Annotated in this window: 14 protein-coding genes and 1 other RNA gene; 10 read left to right on the top strand and 5 right to left on the bottom strand. The window is 64.2% G+C overall.

Going from position 1 to position 20713, the window contains the following annotated elements; genetic code table 11:
* The first annotated feature begins 23 nt into the window (after window positions 1-23).
* The 4 genes from AC56LY_RS15640 (at window position 24) to AC56LY_RS15625 (ending at window position 7290) form a co-directional block, all read left to right on the top strand.
* Window positions 24-1703 carry an alpha-amylase family glycosyl hydrolase gene (locus AC56LY_RS15640; protein WP_499580965.1) on the top strand — a complete coding sequence of 560 codons (1680 nt, stop codon included), beginning with the start codon at window positions 24-26 and terminating at the stop codon, window positions 1701-1703.
* 61 nt (window positions 1704-1764) lie between these two features.
* The gene (locus AC56LY_RS15635; protein WP_499580963.1) at window positions 1765-2784 is read left to right on the top strand and encodes an alpha/beta fold hydrolase; all 1020 of its coding nucleotides are present in this window, start codon (window positions 1765-1767) and stop codon (window positions 2782-2784) included.
* Between the two features lie 45 nt (window positions 2785-2829).
* On the top strand, window positions 2830-4695 hold the full coding sequence (locus tag AC56LY_RS15630; protein WP_499580961.1) for a glucokinase: 1866 nt from the start codon (window positions 2830-2832) through the stop codon (window positions 4693-4695).
* Between the two features lie 279 nt (window positions 4696-4974).
* Window positions 4975-7290 (top strand): sensor domain-containing diguanylate cyclase, encoded by a 2316-nt coding sequence (locus tag AC56LY_RS15625; RefSeq protein ID WP_499580959.1) that lies wholly within the window; start codon window positions 4975-4977, stop codon window positions 7288-7290.
* A gap of 44 nt (window positions 7291-7334) precedes the next feature.
* Here the strand turns inward: AC56LY_RS15625 and AC56LY_RS15620 are convergent, their stop codons facing one another.
* Window positions 7335-10049, bottom strand: a complete 2715-nt coding sequence (locus tag AC56LY_RS15620) for an alpha-1,6-glucosidase domain-containing protein (RefSeq protein ID WP_499580957.1) — start codon at window positions 10047-10049, stop codon at window positions 7335-7337.
* A 7-nt stretch (window positions 10050-10056) separates the two neighbouring features.
* Entirely contained in the window at window positions 10057-11640 is a 1584-nt protein-coding gene (locus AC56LY_RS15615) for a POT-type proton-dependent oligopeptide transporter (protein WP_499580955.1), read from the bottom strand.
* 280 nt (window positions 11641-11920) lie between these two features.
* Here AC56LY_RS15615 and AC56LY_RS15610 point away from each other — a divergent pair, with 280 nt between their 5' ends.
* Together AC56LY_RS15610 and AC56LY_RS15605 are read left to right on the top strand one after the other, a co-directional pair.
* Window positions 11921-13561 carry an alpha-glucosidase gene (locus AC56LY_RS15610; RefSeq protein ID WP_499580953.1) on the top strand — a complete coding sequence of 547 codons (1641 nt, stop codon included), beginning with the start codon at window positions 11921-11923 and terminating at the stop codon, window positions 13559-13561.
* Complete coding sequence (locus AC56LY_RS15605) at window positions 13561-15408, top strand: glucokinase (protein WP_499580951.1); 1848 nt, start codon at window positions 13561-13563, stop codon at window positions 15406-15408. Before AC56LY_RS15610 ends, AC56LY_RS15605 begins: the two co-directional genes overlap by 1 nt.
* On the opposite strand, the gene AC56LY_RS15600 is transcribed toward AC56LY_RS15605, so the two are convergent.
* Window positions 15405-15878, bottom strand: coding sequence for a hypothetical protein (locus AC56LY_RS15600; RefSeq protein WP_499580949.1), 474 nt, complete (start codon window positions 15876-15878; stop codon window positions 15405-15407). The two genes, AC56LY_RS15605 and AC56LY_RS15600, sit on opposite strands and share 4 nt — an antisense overlap.
* 214 nt (window positions 15879-16092) lie before the next feature.
* Here AC56LY_RS15600 and AC56LY_RS15595 point away from each other — a divergent pair, with 214 nt between their 5' ends.
* The gene (locus AC56LY_RS15595; protein WP_499580947.1) at window positions 16093-17340 is read left to right on the top strand and encodes a PEP-CTERM sorting domain-containing protein; all 1248 of its coding nucleotides are present in this window, start codon (window positions 16093-16095) and stop codon (window positions 17338-17340) included.
* 121 nt (window positions 17341-17461) lie between these two features.
* Here AC56LY_RS15595 and groL read toward each other — a convergent pair whose 3' ends face one another.
* Both groL and groES read right to left on the bottom strand, forming a co-directional pair.
* On the bottom strand, window positions 17462-19108 hold the full coding sequence (gene groL / locus AC56LY_RS15590) for a chaperonin GroEL (RefSeq protein ID WP_183555886.1): 1647 nt from the start codon (window positions 19106-19108) through the stop codon (window positions 17462-17464).
* A 38-nt stretch (window positions 19109-19146) separates the two neighbouring features.
* Window positions 19147-19437, bottom strand: coding sequence for a co-chaperone GroES (groES, locus tag AC56LY_RS15585; RefSeq protein WP_183555885.1), 291 nt, complete (start codon window positions 19435-19437; stop codon window positions 19147-19149).
* Window positions 19438-19801: 364 nt separating this feature from the next.
* Between groES and AC56LY_RS15580 the strand changes: the two genes are divergently transcribed.
* The 3 genes from AC56LY_RS15580 to ssrS all read left to right on the top strand — a co-directional run bounded on the left by AC56LY_RS15580 (window position 19802) and on the right by ssrS (window position 20652).
* Window positions 19802-20116, top strand: a complete 315-nt coding sequence (locus tag AC56LY_RS15580; RefSeq protein WP_499580945.1) for a hypothetical protein — start codon at window positions 19802-19804, stop codon at window positions 20114-20116.
* Window positions 20113-20424 (top strand): cell division protein ZapA, encoded by a 312-nt coding sequence (locus AC56LY_RS15575; RefSeq protein WP_499580943.1) that lies wholly within the window; start codon window positions 20113-20115, stop codon window positions 20422-20424. Before AC56LY_RS15580 ends, AC56LY_RS15575 begins: the two co-directional genes overlap by 4 nt.
* 46 nt (window positions 20425-20470) lie before the next feature.
* Window positions 20471-20652: non-coding RNA, 6S RNA (gene ssrS, locus AC56LY_RS15570), on the top strand.
* The last annotated feature ends 61 nt before the right edge of the window (window positions 20653-20713 follow it).

Here is a 20713-nt window from a genome sequence, read left to right as displayed (position 1 = left end):
CCTTCACCACACAGGAACCCCGCATGAAACTACCCGTCCTTGCTTCCGCCATGCTGCTCGCCTTTGGTGCGATGGCCTCTGCCAGCGCCCAGTTGCCCGGCCCGGCGCCCGCCGCCAAGCCGTTCGTCTGGGAGAACGCGACCGTCTACTTTTTGCTGACGGACCGCTTCAACAACGGCAACCCGGCCAACGACAAGGCCTATGGCCGCAAGGACGACGCAGCGCCGCTGCGCGGTTTCATGGGTGGTGACATCGCCGGCATCACGGCCAAGATCAAGGAAGGGTATTTCACCGACCTGGGCGTGAACGCGATCTGGCTGACGCCCGTGATCGAACAGATCCACGGCGCGACCGATGAAGGCACCGGCAAGAGCTACGCCTTCCACGGCTACTGGGCGAAGGACTTCACGGCGCTCGACGCTGCGTTTGGCACCGAGGACGAACTGCGCACGCTGGTGGACACGGCGCACGCGAATGGCATCCGCATCGTGTTCGACGTGGTGATGAACCACACCGGTCCCGTGACGCCGCAGGACAAGGTGTGGCCAGCGTCGTGGGTGCGCACCGGCCCGACCTGCACCTACAAGGATGCGCGCACGACGGTCGACTGTACGCTGGTGGCGAACCTGCCAGACTTTTTGACCGGCAGCGACAAGCCGGTCGACCTGCCGCCGCACCTGGTGGCCAAGTGGAAGAAGGAAGGGCACTACGAACGTGAGGTGAAGGAGCTCGACGCGTTCTTCAAGCGCACCGGCTACCCGCGCGCACCGCGCTACTACCTGATGAAATGGCACGCCGACTGGGTGCGCAAGTTCGGTATCGATGGCTTCCGCGCCGACACCGTCAAGCACACCGAGCCTGGCCTGTGGAAGGAACTGAAACAAGAAGCGAGTCTGGCGCTGGCTGACTGGAAGCGCGCCAACCCGGCCAAGAGCATCGACCAGAAGCCGTTCTGGATGGTGTCCGAGGTCTACAACTACGAGATCAAGCATGCGCGCAAGTTCGACCTGGGCGGCGGCGAATTCGTCGACTACCTGGACCAGGGCTTCGACAGCATGATCAGCTTCAGTCTGCGCAGCGATGCCAAGCGCCCGTATGAACAGGTGTTCTCGGAATACTCGAACATCCTGCACGGCGACATGAAAGGCTTCTCGGTGCTGAACTACATCAGCTCGCACGATGACAGCAGCCCGTTCGATCCGCTGCGCCAGCAGCCGTTCGAGTCGGCCAACAAGCTGCTGCTGGCACCTGGCGCGGCGCAGATCTACTACGGCGACGAAACGGCGCGCATCCTGAAGTTCGACGGCGCCGAGGGCGACGCCAACCTGCGCACCTTCATGAACTGGGACGAGCTGGCGTCGAACGCCGAGCGTGGCCTGCACCGTGTGGCCGATATCCGCGCGCACTGGGCGCGCCTGGGACGCTTCCGCGCTGCGCATCCGGCCGTCGGCGCCGGCAAGCACCAGATGATCGGCTCGAGCCCGTACACGTTCAAGCGCACGTGGGAACAGAATGGCGTGAGCGACCGCGTGGTCGTCGCGCTGGGCCTGTCGACACAGCAGCCGGTGGCGATTTCGGTGGGCGGCGTCTTCAATGACGGCGCCACGGTGCGGGACTGGTACACGGGGAATACCGCCGTGGTCAAGGACGGCAAGGTGCGGTTCGCAACGGCCGCACAGGTGGCGCTGATCGCGCAGGACTGACCGGGTTCCGGGGTAGACTGGCCGTTCCGTTAACTCTCCGGCTGCCAGTCTGCCCACCTCCATGCCCGTCTTTACGCACATCGCCCGCGCCATCGCGGGCCTCGGTTTCGCCCTCGCGCTGGCCCCGGCGCAGGCGCAACCGGCCGCCGCGCCAGTCTACGGCGCCGAACTCGAAGAATTCGCCTACCCCGCGCCGACGCAGCAATACCGCTTCACGTCGCAGCGCGTCGACCTGCAGATGACCTATATGGACGTCAAGCCGGCCAGCCCGAACGGCCGCACCGTCGTGCTCATGCACGGCAAGAACTTCTGCGGCGCGACCTGGGCCGGCACCACGAAAGCACTGAGCGACGCGGGCTACCGCGTCGTGGTGCCCGACCAGATCGGCTTTTGCAAATCCACCAAGCCGCAGCATTACCAGTACACGTTCCAGCAACTGGCCGACAACACGCGCAAGCTCCTGGCCTCGATCGGCGTGAAGAAGGCGATCATCATCGGCCATTCGACCGGCGGCATGCTGGCCACGCGCTACGCGCTGATGTATCCCGAACTGACGGACCAGCTGGTGATGATCAACCCGATCGGCCTGGAAGACTGGAAGAACCTGGGCGTGCCGTCGCTGGGTGTCGATCAATGGTACGAGCGCGAGCTGAAATTGTCGGCCGAGCGCGTGCGCGAGTACGAGCGCACGACCTATTACAACGGCCAGTGGAAGCCGGAGTACGAAGTGTGGGTGGAGATGCTGGCCGGGATGTACCGTGGCAAGGGCAAGGAGCTCGTGGCCTGGAATTCGGCGCTCATCTACGACATGATCTACACGCAGCCGGTGGTGCATGAATTCCCGCTAATTAAAACGCCGACCTTCCTGCTGATGGGCTTGAAGGACACGACCGCGATCGGCAAGGACGCCGCGCCCGCTGACCTGCGCCCGACACTGGGCAACTACAAGGTGCTGGCCGAGACCACGCGCAAAGCAATCCCGGGGTCGGTGCTGGTGACATTCCCCGAGATGGGGCACGCGCCGCAGATGCAGGACCCGGTGCAGTTCCACAAGGCGCTTCTCAAGGGACTCGTGCGCTGACCAGAGGCCATTCTTTTGTCATTCGGTTAATGCTATCCTTGCGCGATGACGGAAGACCCTGATCCAAAAAGCAAACCACCGCGCGCCGCCTTCGCCGACGGCCCGCGTCTGCTGGCCGACATCGGCGCCACCCATGCGCGCCTGGGCCTGGAGACCGCGCCCGGCGTGCTGGGGCAGGTCGCCGTGCTGCGTTGCGACGATTTCGACGGCATCATCCCGCTGCTGCACGCCTATCTCGAACAGCATCCGGGCGGGCGCATTCACCACGCGGCCTTTGCGCTGGCCAATCCGATCAGCGGCGATTTCATCCGCATGACCAACCGCGACTGGCAGTTTTCGACGGATGCCGTGCGCCGCGCGCTGGGCCTGTCGACGCTGCTGATCGTCAACGACTTCACCGCGCTGGCGATGGCGCTGCCGGGCTTTCAGCCGAAGGACCTGTTGCAGATCGGCGGCGGCGCGCCGCAGACGCATGCCGTGTCGGGCGTGCTGGGGCCGGGCACGGGGCTTGGTGTCTCGGGTGTGATTCCGACCATCGACGGTTTCGTCACGCTCGGCAGCGAGGGCGGCCACGTCAACTTCGCACCGAGCGACGAGCGCGAATTCGCGATCCTGCAGTATGCGTGGCGCGAGTGGAAGCACGTATCGAACGAGCGCCTGATTTCCGGCCCCGGCATCGAACTGATTTACCGCGCGCTGGCCGAGCGCAACGGCGTGGATGCGCCAGCGCGCAGCACCGCCGATATCGTCAGCGCGGCGCTCGATGCCCACGATCCGCTGTGCCTCGAAGTGCTGGAGACCTTCGCCGGCATGCTGGGTAGCGCAGCCGCGAATCTGGCCGTGACGCTGGGCGCATTTGGCGGCATGTTCATCGGCGGCGGCATCGTGCCGCGCATGGGCGCCTGGTTCGCGCAGTCGCCGTTCCGTGCGCGCTTCGAAGCCAAGGGGCGCTTTCGCGACTACATCGCCCAGATTCCGACCTACATCATCATGACGCCTAACCCGGCGCTGTACGGCGTCTCGGCGATCCTGTCCGAGCACCTGCGCGGGCGCAGCGGTGCCAACACGCTCACCGACCGCGTGCAGCAACTGCTGCACGAGCTCTCGCCGGCCGAGCAGCGCGTGGCGGCGCTCGTGATCGAGCATCCGCGCAAGGTGCTGTCCGAACCGATCGCCGAAATCGCGCGCCTGGCGGATGTGAGCCAGCCGACCGTGATCCGGTTCTGCCGTTCGCTGGGCTTCCAGGGCCTGGCCGAATTCAAGCTCAAGTTCGCCGGCAGCCTGACCGGCACCATCCCCGTGCGCCACAGCCAGGTGCGCGTTACCGACAGCACGCATGACCTGTCGGCCAAGGTGATCGACAACACGGTCTCGGCGATCCTGAAGTTTCGCGATGCGCTCGACGTGCACGCGATCGACCGCGCCATCGAGCTGCTGCGGCGCGCGCGCCGGGTCGAATTTTACGCACTGGGCAATGCGCGCGCAGTGGCGCTCGACGGCCAGCACAAGTTCTTTCGTTTCCGCATCCCGGCCGCATCCTACGGCGACTCGCACCTGCTGAACCTCGCTGCCGATCTGCTGGGGCCGGGCGACGTGGTGATCGCGATTTCCACGGGCGGCGAGCTTCCCGAGCTGCTCGAGGCGATCGACACGGCGCGCGCGCGCGGCGCCGACATCATTGCGATTACGGCCAGCCGCTCGCCGCTGGCGAAAAAGGCCAGCGTGTGCCTGGCGGTGGATCACAGCGAAGACAGCACGAGCTTCCTGTCGATGATCTCGCGCATCCTCCAACTGCTGCTCATCGACATCATGTCGGTCGGGATTTCGCTGGGCGCACAGGGGGAGGGCAGCGGGCATCAGCAGAGCGATATCGACGCTCGCCGGCTGCTGATTTCGCACCTGGATATCTGACAAACCTGGCACTGCGGCGTCACGGACACGCGTCAACATGGCCTGCTTTGCGGGTCATGGATGGCCGGTCCACGCGCTTTTGTACCGATGTATCGCTAAAAGTTGTCAAAAAAACGTCAACGCCACGCGACGCACGGGACGGAACCTGTAGTTTCCACACAGCACTGCGTGCTACCATTTCATGTGGCTCCCCCAATCCCCGGCGCCGTGTCGACAGGGTCGTCCTGCCCTGCCGTCCCCCGTCCGGACCATGGAAGAGGTTTTATCATCGTCAGCCAAATGTTAATTGAACAGGCCCGCCTTGCTGCGCTGGCCGAACTGCAGATTCTCGACACCCCTGCCGAGACCCGCTTCGACCGCTTTACCCGCCTGGCCGCCATGACGTTCGATGTGCCGATCGCGCTGGTATCGCTGATCGATGCGGAGCGCCAGTGGTTCAAGTCGCACCATGGCCTGGACATGTCGGAAACCCCGCGCTCGCTGTCGTTCTGCAGCCACGCCGTGCAGGCACGCGCGCTGCTCGTGATTGAAGACGCGGCGCTGGATCCGCGCTTTGCCGAGAACCCGCTGGTCACCGGCGAGCCGCATATCCGCTTCTACGCCGGACAGCCGGTCTACAGCGATGGCGAAGCCGTGGGCACGCTGTGCATCATCGACCGCGCGCCGCGCCGCCTGAACCAAGAGCAGCGCCAGGTGCTGGCCGATCTGGCCGGGCTTGTCGAAGTCGAAATCAATCACCTCAAGGCCGTGACGGCGCGCATGCTCGCCGAGCAGGCGCTCAAGTCGCTCAATACCGACCTGGAAGCGCGCATCGGTGTCCGCACCGCCGAACTGGAAGACAAGGTCGCGCAACTGTCGCACGAAGTGACGCAGCGCGAAGCGGCCGAAGCGCTGCTGCGCGAGAGCGAAGCGTGGAACCGCACGATCATCGACTCGTCGTTCAGTGGTTTCATCGGCGCCGACAGCAACGGCGTGGTGGTGGCGTGGAACACGTCGGCCGAGCGCATCTTCGGCTGGTCGGGCGAGTACGCGCGCGGCCGCCAGTTGTCCGACCTGGTCATGCCGGCGCAGCAGCGCGAAGCGCATGACGCGAACATCCGCCGCCTGCTCGATACCGGCGCCGGCCCGTACCTGAACCAGAACGTCGAACTGCCGGCGCTGACCCAGAGCGGGCGCCAGATCACGATCCAGATGACGGTGGCGGCGCACGAATGGAATGGCGCGCGTTACATCGGCGCCTTCGTCAACGACATCTCGGACCGCATCCGCACGCAGCAGCAGCTGGAAGAAAAACAGGAACTGCTCGACGCAGTGCTCGAATCGATCGACGTCGGCGTGGTTGCCTGCGACGCCGTCGGCAACCTGACGCTGTTCAACCGCACGGCGCGCGCCTTGCATGGTCATGACCTGAAGGCGATCGCGCCATCGGAATGGCCGCAGTTCTACTCGCTGTTCCACGGCGATGGCCAGACCGCGATGGCGATGGACGACGTGCCGCTGGTGCGCGCGCTCAAGGGCGAAGTCGTGCGCGACGGCGCGATGGTGATTGCGCCGGCCGGCCGCGCGCCGTACACGCTGCTGGCCAGCGGCCGCCCGCTGCGCAGCGCCCAGGGCAAGACCCTCGGCGCCGTGGTGGCGATGAAGGACATCACCGAACTGAAGGCATCGCGCGACCGCCTGGCCGACAGCGAAGAGCGCCTGCGCACGATTACCGACAACCTGCCGGTCCTGATCGCGCACCTCGACCAGGATCACCGCTACATGTTTGCCAATGCGGTGCACCAGTCGTGGCTTGGCAAAGCGTCCGAGCAGGTCGTCGGCCAGACCATGGTGGAGGCCTTCGGCGAAGATTTTTACCTGCAGCAGAAGGAAGCGCTGGACGACGCCTGGCTGGGCAAGGCGTCGCAGTGCGAGCATGACATCGTGCGCAAGAAGCACATCCGCATCGTCCACTCCACCTTCCTGCCGCATCTGCGCGATGGCGAAGTAGTGGGCGTGTATATCCTGACCACCGATGCCACCGCTGCGCGCATGCACGAACGCAACCTGCACGCACTGGCCCACACCGACGCGCTGACCGGCATCCCGAACCGGCGCCAGTTCGAGCTGGCGCTGCAGGCGGCCGTGGAGCGCGCGCCGCAGCGCGAGCGCGCCTTTGCGCTGTTCTATCTCGACATCGATTTCTTCAAGCGGATCAACGATACCTACGGCCACGCAGTGGGCGACATGGTGCTGGTCGAATTTGCGCGGCGCGTGCGCAAGGTGGTGCGCAGCTCCGATATGGTGGCGCGTCTGGCCGGCGACGAATTCACGGTGCTGCTCGACGAAGTCAATTCGCCGCGCGACGTGGAGCTGGTGGCCAAGAAAATCATGCAGGTCATGGAAGCACCGTTCATGGTCGGCTCCCAGCCGATTTCCATCAGCGCGACCATCGGCATTGCACTGGCCGACGCACCGGGCGTGACGGCGCTGAGGATCAGCGAGCTGGCCGACAGCGCCTTGTATGAGGCCAAGGACAAGGGGCGCAACACGTTTGCGATTGCGCGGCTGGCGATGGTGGCGGCGCCGGTGCCCGTGCTGGAGCATGCCGGCTGATCTCGCTGCAGACTATCCCCGCGTGGACGGCGTAGCCGTCCACCCTACTCGACGAACACGACGGCCGTGCGCGCCGGTATCGTGAAGGTGCCGCTGGCGCTGTCGAAGCGCGCTTTGAGCGCGCGCTTGTCGGCTGCGCCAGGTGCGCTGTGCACCGGATGCAGCTTCATGCGCTTGCCGCGCAGCGTGGCGTCCTTGATCGTGTGCGCCCGCTTGTCGACGTTCACCAGGTAACCCATCCCGGCAAAGCCCGCACCCGGATAACCTTTGCCATCGAGCCAGGCGGCCAGCACGGTCGGTTCCTGCTGCGGCCCCGTATTGAAGAAGCGCAGGCGCGTGTTGATGTCGTCGGCCGTGCGCAGGCGCAGCAGCGTGCTGCTGGCGCGGATGCGCAGCAGGTCGCGGAACGCATCACGCGCGAACGCGATGTCGGCGGGCGCCGGCTTCATCGCGGCATTGGCCAGCAACGGCTTGAACAGCGGCCAGTCCTTCGCGTTGTCCGGCGCCGGCGGCAGACCGGTGCCGAAGAAGTTGTCCTGATACGTCCAGTCGATGCGGTTGAACCAGTCGCCCGAATTGAAGCTGTTGCGGTCCAGCGATTTCGAGCGCAGCGTGTCGATGCCGGCATGGTAATACGCCACGCCCTGGCTGAATGCATTGATCGCCATCCCCAGCACCTGGACCCGCGCGCGATCGAGGCTGCTCGTTGCCACGGGCAGCTTGAGCACGTTGATGTCGTACAGCGTCTGGTTGTCGTGGTTCTCGACGTAGTTGACCGCCTCACCCGGTTCGCTGGCGTAGCCGGCCGGCTGATTGCCGCCGTAGACCATCGCCTGCAACTGGCGCACCTGGCCATCGAACCCTTGCATCGGATACGTGCGCACCGAGCCGGCCAGGCCGACGCGGATCAGGTCCGCCGCGCGCAGCAGGTCGGCCTTCTGTGCATCGCCGCCAAGGGCGTTGGCGTCATACACCAGGCCATTGATATAGCCTTGCTGCTTGATCACAGGCAGGCCCGAGTCGCCGGGCGAGCCACCACGCACGGCGTCACGCGCGCGGTCGCTGAAGGTGCCGATGCCGGTGCCGTTCAGTGACAGCTGCGAGGCCTGCACGAAGCGCGCGCCGTCGGCCACTTCACCGAAGTTCCAGCCTTCGCCGATCAGCTGCACGTGGCGGCCTGCCGCCGCGTCGACGGCCTGCTGCAGGCGCACCATCGCCTCGCGCGGCTGGTGGCCCATCAGGTCGAAGCGGAACGAATCGATCTTGTACTGGCGCGTCCACAGCACCGACGAATCGATCATCAGCTTGGCCATCATCGTGTTTTCGGTCGCCGTGTTGAAGCAGCAGGTCGACGCTTCGATGCCGCCCACGGCGTTCAGGCGATGGTAGTAGCCCGGCACCACGCGGTCGAGGATCGATTTTTCTTCCTGGCCGGCGATGAAGGTGTGGTTGTAGACGACGTCGGTGCCCACGCGCAGGCCGGCCTTGTGCAGGTCCATCACCATCTGGCGGAACTCGATGATGCGGCGCGCGCCGTCCTGCGGGTCGCTCGCGTAACTGCCTTCGACGGCGTTGAAGTGCTGCGGGTCGTAGCCCCAGTTGAAGCAGTCGGTGTGGGCGGTCTTGACGACCAGCGCCTGCTGGCTCTCGCCATCCGGCGCGCCGGCAGGGGCGGGCTGCGCGCACGCCACTTCGGGGATGCTGCCGATGTCGTACACGGGCAGCAGGTGGATGTCGGTCAGGCCGGCCTGTGCCAGCGCGCGCAGGTGCCGCATGCCGTTGGAATTGGCTTCGCCAAACGCGCCGTACTTGCCGCGTTTGGCCGGCGGCACGGTCTGGTCGATCAGCGAAAAGTCGCGCACGTGCAGCTCGTAGATGACCATGTCGGTCTGCGCCTTGACCGTGGCCGGTGGCTGCGTGGTGTCCCAGCCGGCGGGCTTCAGGTTCGGCGCATCCAGGTCGGCGATGTAGCTGCGTTGGGAGTCGGCGTTCAGGCTGACCGAATATGGGTCGGTCACGAGGTTGCGTACCAGCCCGGCGCCCTCGGCGACGACGTCGACCGCGTACTTGTAATAGGTGCCGGACAAATCGCGCGGGACGCTGGCGGCCCAGGCGCCGGTGCGGGCATCCAGTGCCATTGGCAGCACGGCGTTCGCGCGCCCCGTTGCGCTGTCATAGGTGCACACTGCCACATCGCGCGCGGTCGGCGCCCACAGCTTGAAGTCGGTTTTATTGGAGGTGGGCGTCGCGCCCAGATCCGGGATGCGTTCAGCCGCCGCATACAGGTCGTCGAGTGCGCCGGCCGCTTGCACGCGGGTTGCGTCGCGCACGGTGCCGTCGGGGTTTTCGTGGACCAGCACCAGCTGTTCGCGGTGCAGGGCAGGCAGGCGCGCCAGGTCGGCTTCCTGCACGCTCAGGGTCGGGCCGCTGGCGACCCATTTGAAGCGGGTGGCGACGGCTTGCGGCACCGCGACGCGCGAGACGGCCAGCGCGATCGAACCGGCGCTGCCGGTGACCTTGCTGCCGGCCGTGGCCTGGATGCTGCCGGCAGGGGAGTGGTACAGGCGATACACGCCATCGGCAGCCACGCCGGGCCAGCGCACGAGGCGGCGGTCAAGCCAGACGGCGCGCGCGTCGAGCTTGGTGGCGGAGGCGCTGAGCACCTCCTGGAAGGCCGGGCTGTCGCAGGTGGCGAGAGGAACAGCAGCATACGCGCTGGAGGACAGCGATGCTGCAAGCAGGACAAGGTGACGTTTCATGGACCGCTTACCCCGCGACGCTGCTGCGATAGTGGTCGACCATGCGGTAGCGCGTTGCATACCAGCCGAACGCCGCCGCCGACAGCAGCGCAAACGCGGCAAAGAAGTACATCTGGAACGCCATCACGCCGACGCCCGAGCCTTCGATATAGGCGATCACCGATTCGTTCTTCACGCTGGCATTGACGATCAGCACCCACAGGTTGCCGACCGTGACGGCCAGGTACCACAGCGCCATGATCACGCCCTTCATCGAGGCTGGCGCCTGGCTGTAGGCGAATTCCAGGCCCGTGGCCGAGACCAGCACTTCACCGAGCGTGAGCAGCGCATACGGCGCGATCTGCCACGCGATCGAGACGGCGTCGCCGGCGTCGAGCGCCACCTGCAGATTGCCCACGACGATCCAGGCCGCGGCCGACAGTGCGATACCGGCCGTCATGCGGCGCAGTGGCGTTGGCTCGACGCCCATCTTGCGCATCAACGGGAACAGCGCGATGTTGTTGATCGGGATGAGCAGCATCACGAGCAGGGGATTCAAGGCCTGCATCTGGGCCGGGATCACGTCGATGGTCCAGCCCAGGAGGTTCACCTGCGTGGTCATCGTGTTGGCCTGCACGATCCAGGTCGACGCCTTCTGGTCGAACAGCGACCAGAACGGCGTGACGAGCGCGAACACGATCAGGATGCGCAGCACGGCGCGTACGCCATCGACGGCGTCGTCCGGATGCAGGCCGCGCGCGCGGTCCAGCTGCATCGAGGTGCCCATGCCGCCAAAGGCCATCAACAGCACCAGGGCGGTACACGCCGCGATCACGAAGCCCCATTGCGCGGCCATGACCAGCGACGCCAATGCGCCGGCCGCGCCCAGCAAGGCGAGGTTCAGGCCCGGACGGCCCTGGCCGGGCTGCCTGGCCAGCAGCGCGCTTTTGGCGACGCGCATGAACGAGTGCGGATTGGCGGGCGCCGGCGGCACGTGGACGTACTTCTTTTTGCCGCTCCAGAACACCATGGTCGCGATGAACATCAGGATGCCGGGCACGCCGAAGGCCCAGGCCGGACCGTAATTGCGCAGCAACAGTGGCATCGAGAGCGACGCGAAGAACGAGCCGAAATTGATGATCCAGTAGAAGGCGTCGAAGACGACTTTTGCCTTGTCCTTGTTGGTGTGGTCGAACTGGTCACCGACGAAGCTGGCCACCAGCGGCTTGATGCCGCCCGAGCCCAGCGCGATCAGGAACAGGCCGAAGTAGAAGCCGTTGACGTTGTCCTCAAAAATGGCCAGGCAGGCGTGACCGAGGCAGTACACGAGACTGAGCCAGAACACCGTGTTGTACTTGCCGAAGTAGCGGTCGGCCAGCCAGCCGCCCAGCAGCGGGAAGAAATAGACGCCGATGACGAAGGTGTGGAACACGTGCTTGGCTTCGCCGGTGCGCATGTCTTCCGGCAAAAACATCAACAGGGTCGTAATCAGGAAGGGCGTCAGGATGTTGCGCATCCCGTAGAAACTGAAGCGTTCGCACCCCTCATTGGCAATGATGTAGGGGATTTGCCGGGGCATGCGCCCGGTGCCTGGTTTTGCGAGAGTTGTCATCGAACCGCTTCCTTGAATTGGCAAACAGACGCGATGCTATGACGGGGAAGCCTCTCTTTGCAACATAAAAATTGTCGTGAAACAAACTAGAAACAAAGTGGCAACATGCATACGTAGTTTAGGTACGGATGAAGATTCGGCACAATCCAATATAACGTTTCAAGTCATTGAAATCAAATGATTAAATGGGATTTATCGCTGTCTGGCTGGAATTGTCAAGAAGGTTCGCCTGATGTATATTGCCTAGAATTACACATCACGCACCTGCCCGGACTTGCCAATGACCCAGATCTCGACGACCGACAACCCGAACTGGTGGCGCGAAGCCATCATCTATCAGGTGTACCCGCGCAGCTTCCTCGACACGGACGGCGATGGCGTCGGCGACCTGAACGGCGTGACCGAAAAGCTCGACTACATCGCGAGCCTGGGCGTGGACATCGTCTGGCTCTCGCCGTTCTTCAAGTCGCCGATGGCCGATTTCGGTTACGACATCGAAGACTATTGCGACGTCGATCCGCTGTTCGGCGACCTGGCCGACTTTGACCGCATGGTCGCCAAGGCGCACAGCCTGGGCCTGAAGATCATGATCGACCAGGTCATGTCGCACACGGCCGATACCCACAAATGGTTCGTCGAAAGCCGAGCCAGCCGCGACAATCCGAAGTCGGACTGGTATGTGTGGGCCGACCCGCTCCCGGACGGCAATCCGCCCAACAACTGGCTGTCGGTGTTCGGCGGCTCGTCGTGGCAGTGGGATACCCGCCGCAAGCAGTACTACCTGCACAACTTCCTGGTAAGCCAGCCGCAGCTGAACTTCCACAATCCGCTGGTGCAGCAGGCGCACCTGGACGCGCAGCGTTTCTGGCTCGAGCGCGGCGTGGACGGCGTGCGCATGGATGCATGCGTGTTCCACTTCCACGACCGTCAGTTGCGCAGCAATCCGCCGGCGCTGGTGCGCGACACGTCGACCGTGACGGACGTGAACCCGTACGGCATGCAGGCGCACCTGTACGACAAGACGCAGCCCGAGAACATCGCGTTCCTCGAGCGCGTGCGCACACAACTGAATGAATTTGGCGCCGTGTCGATCGGCGAGATCAGCTCGGACGATGCGCTGGCCCAGATGAGCGAGTACACCGAAGGCGGCAACAAGCTGCACATGGCCTACAGCTTCAACCTGCTTACGCCGGTCTTCAACGCCGCACACGTGCGTCGCCAGGTCGAGGAATTCAACGAGCGCGTCAAGGATGGCTGGGCGTCCTGGTCGGTCGGTAACCACGATGCGATCCGCGTGGCCACGCGCTGGGGCGGCGTCAACCCGGCCCCGGATTTCACCAAGCTGGTACTGGCGATGCAGCTCTCGCTCAAGGGCACGCCATGCCTGTACCAGGGCGATGAACTCGGCCTGACCGAGGCTGACGTGCCCTACGAACTGCTGCAGGACCCGTACGGCAAGACCTTCTGGCCCGAGTTCAAGGGCCGCGACGGCTGCCGCACGCCGATGCCGTGGGTCGCCGCTGCGCCACACGCGGGCTTTACCGACGGCCAGCCATGGCTGCCGGTGGACGCCGCGCACGTCAAGGCTGCCGTCGACGTGCAGGACAGCGACCATGACTCGATGCTGAACTTCCAGCGCCGCTTCATTGCCCTGCGCCGCAGCCTGCCGCAACTCACGCGCGGCGAGATCGCGTTCTTCGATGCACCCGAGCCGGTCCTGGCCCTGCGCCGCGACCTGGCCGGGCATGACAGCGTGCTGGCCGCGTTCAATCTGTCGGGCGAGGAGGTCAGCTTCCACTGGCCGGCAACCGATGGAGTGGCGCAGATGCCGGTCGATGGCCTGCAGGGTAGCGCGCAGCAGGGCCGCGTCACGCTGGCGCCCTACGGCGCCTGGTTCGGCACCGTGGCGGCGAACCGCTGATGGCCGGCGCGCAGCCCGAAAAATTCGCGCGCACGGCGTTTGCCGATGGCCCGCGCCTGCTGGCGGACATCGGCGCAACGCATGCGCGCTTCGCGCTGCAATACGCGCCTGGCGTGTTTCGCGACGTGGCGGTGCTACGCTGCGACGACTTCGCCGGTATCGTGCCGCTGTTGCGCCATTACCTGCTCGACCACCAGGATGTCACGCTGCACCACGGCGCGTTTGCGGTGGCCAATCCGATCAGCGGCGACTATGTGCGCATGACCAACCGCGCGTGGGAGTTTTCCACCGATGCGGTGCGGCGCGAGCTGGGCCTGGCCACGCTGTTGATCGTGAATGACTTCACGGCGCTGGCCACGGCCTTGCCGAATTTTGCGCGCGACGACCTGATGCAGGTCGGCCCGGGCAAGGCGGTGCCGGGCGCCGTCATCGGCGTGCTGGGTCCGGGCACGGGCCTGGGCGTCTCGGGCGGCATTCCGACTGCCGACGGTTTCGTCACGCTGGGCAGCGAAGGTGGGCACGTGAACTTCGCGCCGTTCGACGAGCGCGAATTCGCGATCCTGCAATACGCGTGGCGCGAGTGGCCGCACGTGTCGAACGAACGCCTGATTTCCGGGCCGGGGATGGAAGTGATCTACCGGGCGCTGGCCGACCGCAATGGCGTCGACGCCGCGCCGCGCACGGCCGCGACGATCGTGGCCGGTGCACTCGAACAGAACGATGCACTGTGCCTGGAAACGCTCGAATGCTTCTGCGGCATGCTGGGCGGCGCAGCGGCCAATCTGGCCGTCACGCTCGGCGCGTTTGGCGGCGTGTACATCGGCGGGGGCATCGTGCCGCGCCTGGGCGAGTGGTTCGCCAGCTCGCCGTTTCGCGCGCGCTTCGAAGCCAAGGGCCGTTTCTCGGACTACCTGGCCGACATTCCGACCTGGGTGATCACGACGCCGAACCCCGCCTTCCACGGCGTGGCCACCATCCTGGCCGAACACCTGCGCGGGCGCAGCGGCGCTAACACGCTGATGGAGCGCATCACGCAGCTGCGCCACGAACTCTCGCCGGCCGAAGGGCGCGTGGCCAGCCTCGTGATCGACCAGCCGCGCATGGTGCTCAATGAACCGATCGCCGAGATCGCGCGCCTGGCCGACGTGAGCCAGCCGACCGTGATCCGTTTTTGCCGCTCGCTGGGCTTCCAGGGCCTGGCCGACTTCAAGCTCAAGTTCGCCAGCAGCCTGACCGGCTCGATCCCCGTGCGCCACAGCCAGGTGCGCCTGAGCGACAGCACGCACGATCTGTCGGCCAAGGTGATCGACAACACGGTGTCGGCGATCCTGCGTTTTCGCGACCAGCTCGACGTGCGCTCGCTCGACCGCGCGATCGAGATGGTCAGCCGCGCCAAGCGGGTCGAGTTCTACGCGATGGGCAATTCGCGCGCGGTGGCGCTCGATGGCCAGCACAAGTTCTTCCGCTTTCGCATTCCTACCGCGCTGTATGGCGACGCACACCTGTTCACGCTGGCCGCCGAATTGCTCGGGCCGGGCGACGTGGTGATTGCGGTGTCGAATTCAGGCGGTCTGCCCGAACTGCTGGAGGCGGTGGACATTGCGCGCGCGGCCGGCGCCGACGTCATCGCGATCAGCAACAGCCAGTCGCCGCTGGCGCGCAAGGCCAGCGTGTGCCTGGCGGTCGACCATGCCGAGGACAGCACGAGTTTTCTGTCGATGATTTCGCGCATCCTGCAGTTGCTGCTGATCGACATCATGGCAGTCGGGATTTCGGTCGATGGCCAGCATGGACCGGCCCCGGGGCAGGACCCGCGCCGGCTGCTGATCTCGCACCTGGATAGTTAATCCGCGCTTTTCAGGTTGACGCGCTCGATCGTGCGGCGCCATTCCTGCAGGCTCAGGAGAGTGTCCGATTCGGTGTCCTCGACCAGGATCTCGCTGCCGTCCTGCGCGACCAGGAAGCTCTCGTGGCGCCGCGCGTCCTGCGCGCGGTTTTCGACAAAACTCAGCTGGTAGTAGGTCTTGCCATTCACCTCGCGCGGGGCCGGGTTGTCTTCGACCACGGCGCCGTGCGCCTTGCCGCCCGTGCGCCGCTCGATCTGCGCCGACCAGGCAGCCAGTTCCGGCAATGCCAGCAGCGTTGCCATCGCCTGTTCCTTGCTGTACGCGGGCGCCTGGGCGACAGGCGCAGCTGGCGCTGCTGCGGGTGGTGTCACGGGCCGCTCGGCGCGCTTGCAGCCGGCGAACGCGCAGCACAGGGCGAGCGCGGCAAGGGTCATGCGCAGGGTAGGGAAGGCAGCGGCGCGATTGGACATGGCAGGTTCCGGGAGACGAGACGGCCATACTAAACCATGCTTGTTTTAGCGGCAACATGCGTCGCCAGCGACGTCCATACGAGCGTTATTATTTCCACATGGAAATGCTTTCGTGGTTTTCACCACGCTCGCCAGGTGTTTCATGATGGCATCTGATTATGTTGGTGCAACTAATGCTATTCTGTAGGATCACTCCTACCAGTCAGTACATCGCATGGATACCCGCGCTACTTATCAACGTCGTCTTGAAAAAAGCTCGCACCGCGAAAAACGCCTGATGACGCTGGCTGTGCTGGGCGTAGCTGTCGGTGTGGCTGGCGTCGTGCTGCCAGCGCCATCGATCAGCTGGCCGACTTTCGGAGCGCCGTCGAATGCGGCCATGGGCACCGCAGCACCGGCACACGCATTGAGCCCGACGGCGCCAACGGCGCAGCAGACAGCCTCGGCGCGACGCATCTACCGCCATTCGGTCGTGCCGGGCGGTGTGGCAGACAAGGTCGAACTGGCGCGGATACTGCGGACCGACCGGCTCGTGGCAGCGCACTATGCGACGTTCAATGTCGACAATGCGCGCGCCGTCACCGTAACATCCCCGCGCGCCGTCTACGTCTCGTACCGGAAGAACGACCAGATCTACTGGACGTCGAAGAAGGTCATGCTCGAAAAGGGCGAGACACTCCTGACCGACGGCGAGCACGAAATCCGCGCCCGCTGCGCCAACCGCATTTCGGACGTGCCGCAGTATCCGGTCGAACCCCATGGCCCAACCGAAGCCGAGCTCGATACCGTGCTCGCGGTTGCCGCCCCATCCGATATGGTGGGAGTGGACGGTGAAGAAGGCGGCATGCTGCCCGTAGGCATGGACGACCTGACCACCAATGAGGCAGTGGGGCAGCGTTACTACCCGACCAGTTTCCCCAACGGCGCCGGCCTGCTGACGATGGCAAATACGTTGCCGATGCAGTCGCGGCAGGATCCGGCACCGGGCTTGCCTGGCTTGTACGACACACCGATCTATCGTGGTGGCGTGCTGGGTCCCGTCAGCCCTGCCGGCGGCATCGACGACATCGGCAATGGCCAGCCGGCGCTGGTCGCGGACCTCGGCGGGACCAGCTCGATACCGGGACGCGCCAGCGTTGTTGACGCCGGTGGCGTTGGTCGACCTGGCGGCGACACGCGGCCGGTCCCGGTCGCAACGCCGGATGGTGGTGGGACGACGGAGGTGCCGGTCGGTACACCGCCCTCCGTGCCAACACCAGCCGCTGATACGCCAGGCGATACGCCTGTCACGCCGGCCACGCCAACGACGCCTGGCACGCCAACCGCACCAACACCACCGGGCAACACCGTGGTCGAACCGGTCGCCCCGACCGAAGTCCCGGAACCAGGCACGCTCTGGCTTGGCGGTATCGCACTGGCCGCGCTGTTGTGGCTGCGCCGCAAAGGGCCGCGCGCCCGCTGAGGCGCACGAACGCACGAAGCGCAGGCAACAAAAAACCCGCGAGGTGTGAACCTCGCGGGTTTTTTATCGTGGGTGACCTGGGCGAAGCATGCAGCGCGCTTCGCCCGGACCGCCCCGGCAATTACATCATGCCGTCCATACCACCCATACCGCCCATGCCGCCCATACCACCCATGCCGCCGGCTGGCTTGTCTTCCGACAGTTCCGACACCATGCAATCGGTCGTCAGCATCAGGCCGGCGATCGACGCTGCATTCTGCAGTGCCGAACGGGTGACCTTGGCTGGATCCAGCACGCCCATTTCGACCATGTCGCCGTAGGTGCCGTTGGCTGCGTTGTAGCCGTAGTTGCCGGTGCCGGCCAACACTGCTGCAACGACGACCGATGGCTCTTCGCCGGCGTTCTGGACGATCATGCGCAGTGGCTCTTCCATTGCGCGCAGGACGATCTTGATACCAGCGTCCTGGTCAGGGTTGTCGCCCTTGACGGTGATGTTGGCACGAGCGCGCAGCAGGGCCACGCCGCCGCCGGCAACGATGCCTTCTTCCACGGCAGCGCGGGTAGCGTGCAGTGCATCTTCAACGCGTGCTTTCTTTTCTTTCATCTCGACTTCGGTAGCTGCACCGACGCGGATCACGGCAACGCCGCCGGCCAGCTTGGCCACGCGCTCTTGCAGTTTTTCGCGGTCGTAATCCGAGGTCGCTTCTTCGATCTGGGCGCGGATCATCTTGACGCGGCCTTCGATCGATTCAGCCTGGCCGGCGCCGTCGATGATGATGGTGTTTTCCTTGCCGACTTCGATGCGCTTGGCCTGGCCCAGCTCTTCGAGCGTGACCTTTTCGAGCGTCAGGCCGACTTCTTCAGCGATGACCTGGCCGCCGGTCAGGACAGCGATGTCTTCCAGCATGGCCTTGCGACGGTCGCCAAAGCCTGGGGCCTTGACAGCGACGGTCTTCAGGATGCCGCGGATGTTGTTGACGACCAGGGTCGCCAGCGCTTCGCCGTCGATGTCTTCAGCGACGATGACCAGTGGACGGCCAGCTTTCGCGACTTGTTCCAGTACCGGCAGCAGGTCACGGATGTTCGAGATTTTCTTGTCGCACAACAGGACGAATGGGTTTTCGTGCACAGCGACTTGCTTGTCCGGGTTGTTGATGAAGTACGGCGACAGGTAGCCGCGGTCGAACTGCATGCCTTCCACGATGTCCAGCTCGTCGTTCAGCGACTTGCCGTCTTCCACGGTGATGACGCCTTCCTTGCCCACTTTTTCCATCGCTTCAGCGATGCGCTCACCGATCGAGGTTTCCGAGTTGGCCGAAATGGCGCCGACTTGTGCGATCTCTTTGGTGGTGGTGGTTGGCTTGGCGATCTTGCGCAGTTCTTCGACGGTGGCAGCAACTGCCTTGTCGATGCCGCGCTTCAGGTCCATCGGGTTCATGCCGGCGGCAACGAACTTCATGCCTTCGCGAACGATGGCTTGTGCCAGCACGGTCGCGGTGGTGGTGCCGTCACCGGCGTTGTCGCTGGTCTTGGAAGCAACTTCCTTGACCATCTGCGCGCCCATGTTCTGCAGCTTGTCTTTCAGTTCGATTTCTTTGGCGACCGAGACACCATCCTTGGTGACGGTCGGCGCACCGAACGAGCGCTCGAGCACGACGTTACGGCCTTTCGGGCCCAGGGTGACTTTGACTGCATTGGCGAGGATGTTGACGCCTTCGACCATCTTGGCGCGCGCTGCGTCGCCGAATACTACTTCTTTAGCTGCCATTTGTTATTTCTCCGAATGTTCGTGAGTGGGGTCAGAAATTACAGTGCGACGATCGCGAGAATTTCTTCTTCGCGCAGCACCAGCAGTTCCTGGCCATCGATCTTGACGGTCTGAGCGCCATACTTGGAGAACAGCACGCGATCGCCGACTTTCACTTCCAGAGGGCGGAGCTGGCCGTTATCTTGCACTTTACCGTTACCAACGGCGAGAACTTCGCCTTGGTCCGGCTTCTCTGCCGCGGCATCAGGGATGATCAGGCCGGACGCAGTTTTGGTTTCCTGGTCGAGACGCTTCACGATTACGCGATCGTGCAGAGGGCGAAGGTTCATGCAAAACTCCTTAATATTCAATGGTTTAACTGGCGTTTTTGACGCCGCCGCAGCAATTTGATGATGCTGCGCCGGTCTGCAAAGAGTTGTTAGCACTCTCAGCTAACGAGTGCTAATTATAGGGACGATACCCTGTCATTTCAAGGCGCATGATGGCGAAATCATTTTATACATGTGATATAGCGCAATGATGACATTGGCATTCGCACCATGTTTGCAGCGCCTTATCCGCTGTTGACAGCAAGACAGGAGGCCGGCAGCGTACACCGCCAGCCACATCGGCGCCGCACGCCAGTGCGCTACTACTGCCGCACAGCAATTTGAACCGGTTGACGGAAAAAGCAACTCGATCCTATAGTGTCGGATGATTTCCGAATTCCAAGACCTCCCAGAAAAAATCGACCGGCTTGCGCAACTGACCCAGTCGTTGCGCGCCGAGAATTACCTGCTGCGCCAGGCCAATACGCTGCTCAGCGCCGAAAATCTGGCGTTCAAGGAGCGCCTGATCGAAGCGCAGCGTCGCGTCGAAGCGTTGCTTGACGAGCTGCCCAAGCCGCCAGACGCGTCGGACGCTGCAGACGAACCTGCCGCAGACGCGCTTGCCTCAGACGCACCGCGCGATGCCAGTGCGCCGGTCCCGCCGCATCTTGCCCACGCCCATCGTGAGGGGACAGCATGATCTATCTCGACGTACATATCATGGGCCAGTCGTACCGTCTGTCCTGCCGCGACGGCGAACAGCGCACGCTGCGCGAAGCAGTGAGTTATCTCGACAACAAGATGTGCCAGCTGCGCGATTCGGGCAAGGTCAAGGGCACGGACCGCATCGCCGTGATGGCGGCGCTGAGCGTGGCCGCTGAATTCCTGTCGGTGAAATCACCGCAAGGGCCGCTGTCGGACATGTCGATTCTCGAGGTCAAGCAAAAACTCGAGTCGATGCACATGGTGCTGGACCGGGTTTTGGCTGACCAGGAAAATCTGGCCTGAAAGGCCGAATCCGTTTGACAGGGCCGGACAAAGGAGTAAACTCCTTTCTACCCTGCGGTGTTCGAGATTTGCCATATATTCCTTGAACCATTCTTACGCATAGGTCGTGGAACAAGTTCGATGGGTGTGAGCGTCGCTAGTCCGACGAACCCGAAATTGATCTGACCGTGACCGCCTTGAACCGTTGTGGTTCAGGATGCCGGCAAAAACGGCACAGGCGGGGGCTAAACATACAGGCGGTTGCGCACTCGGTACGCAGCCGCTTTTTTTATGTGCGCATTCACTGATG

It is taken from the genome of Telluria sp. ZT3P25 (assembly GCF_059685895.1).
This window is presented reverse-complemented; position numbering and strand designations above follow the sequence as displayed.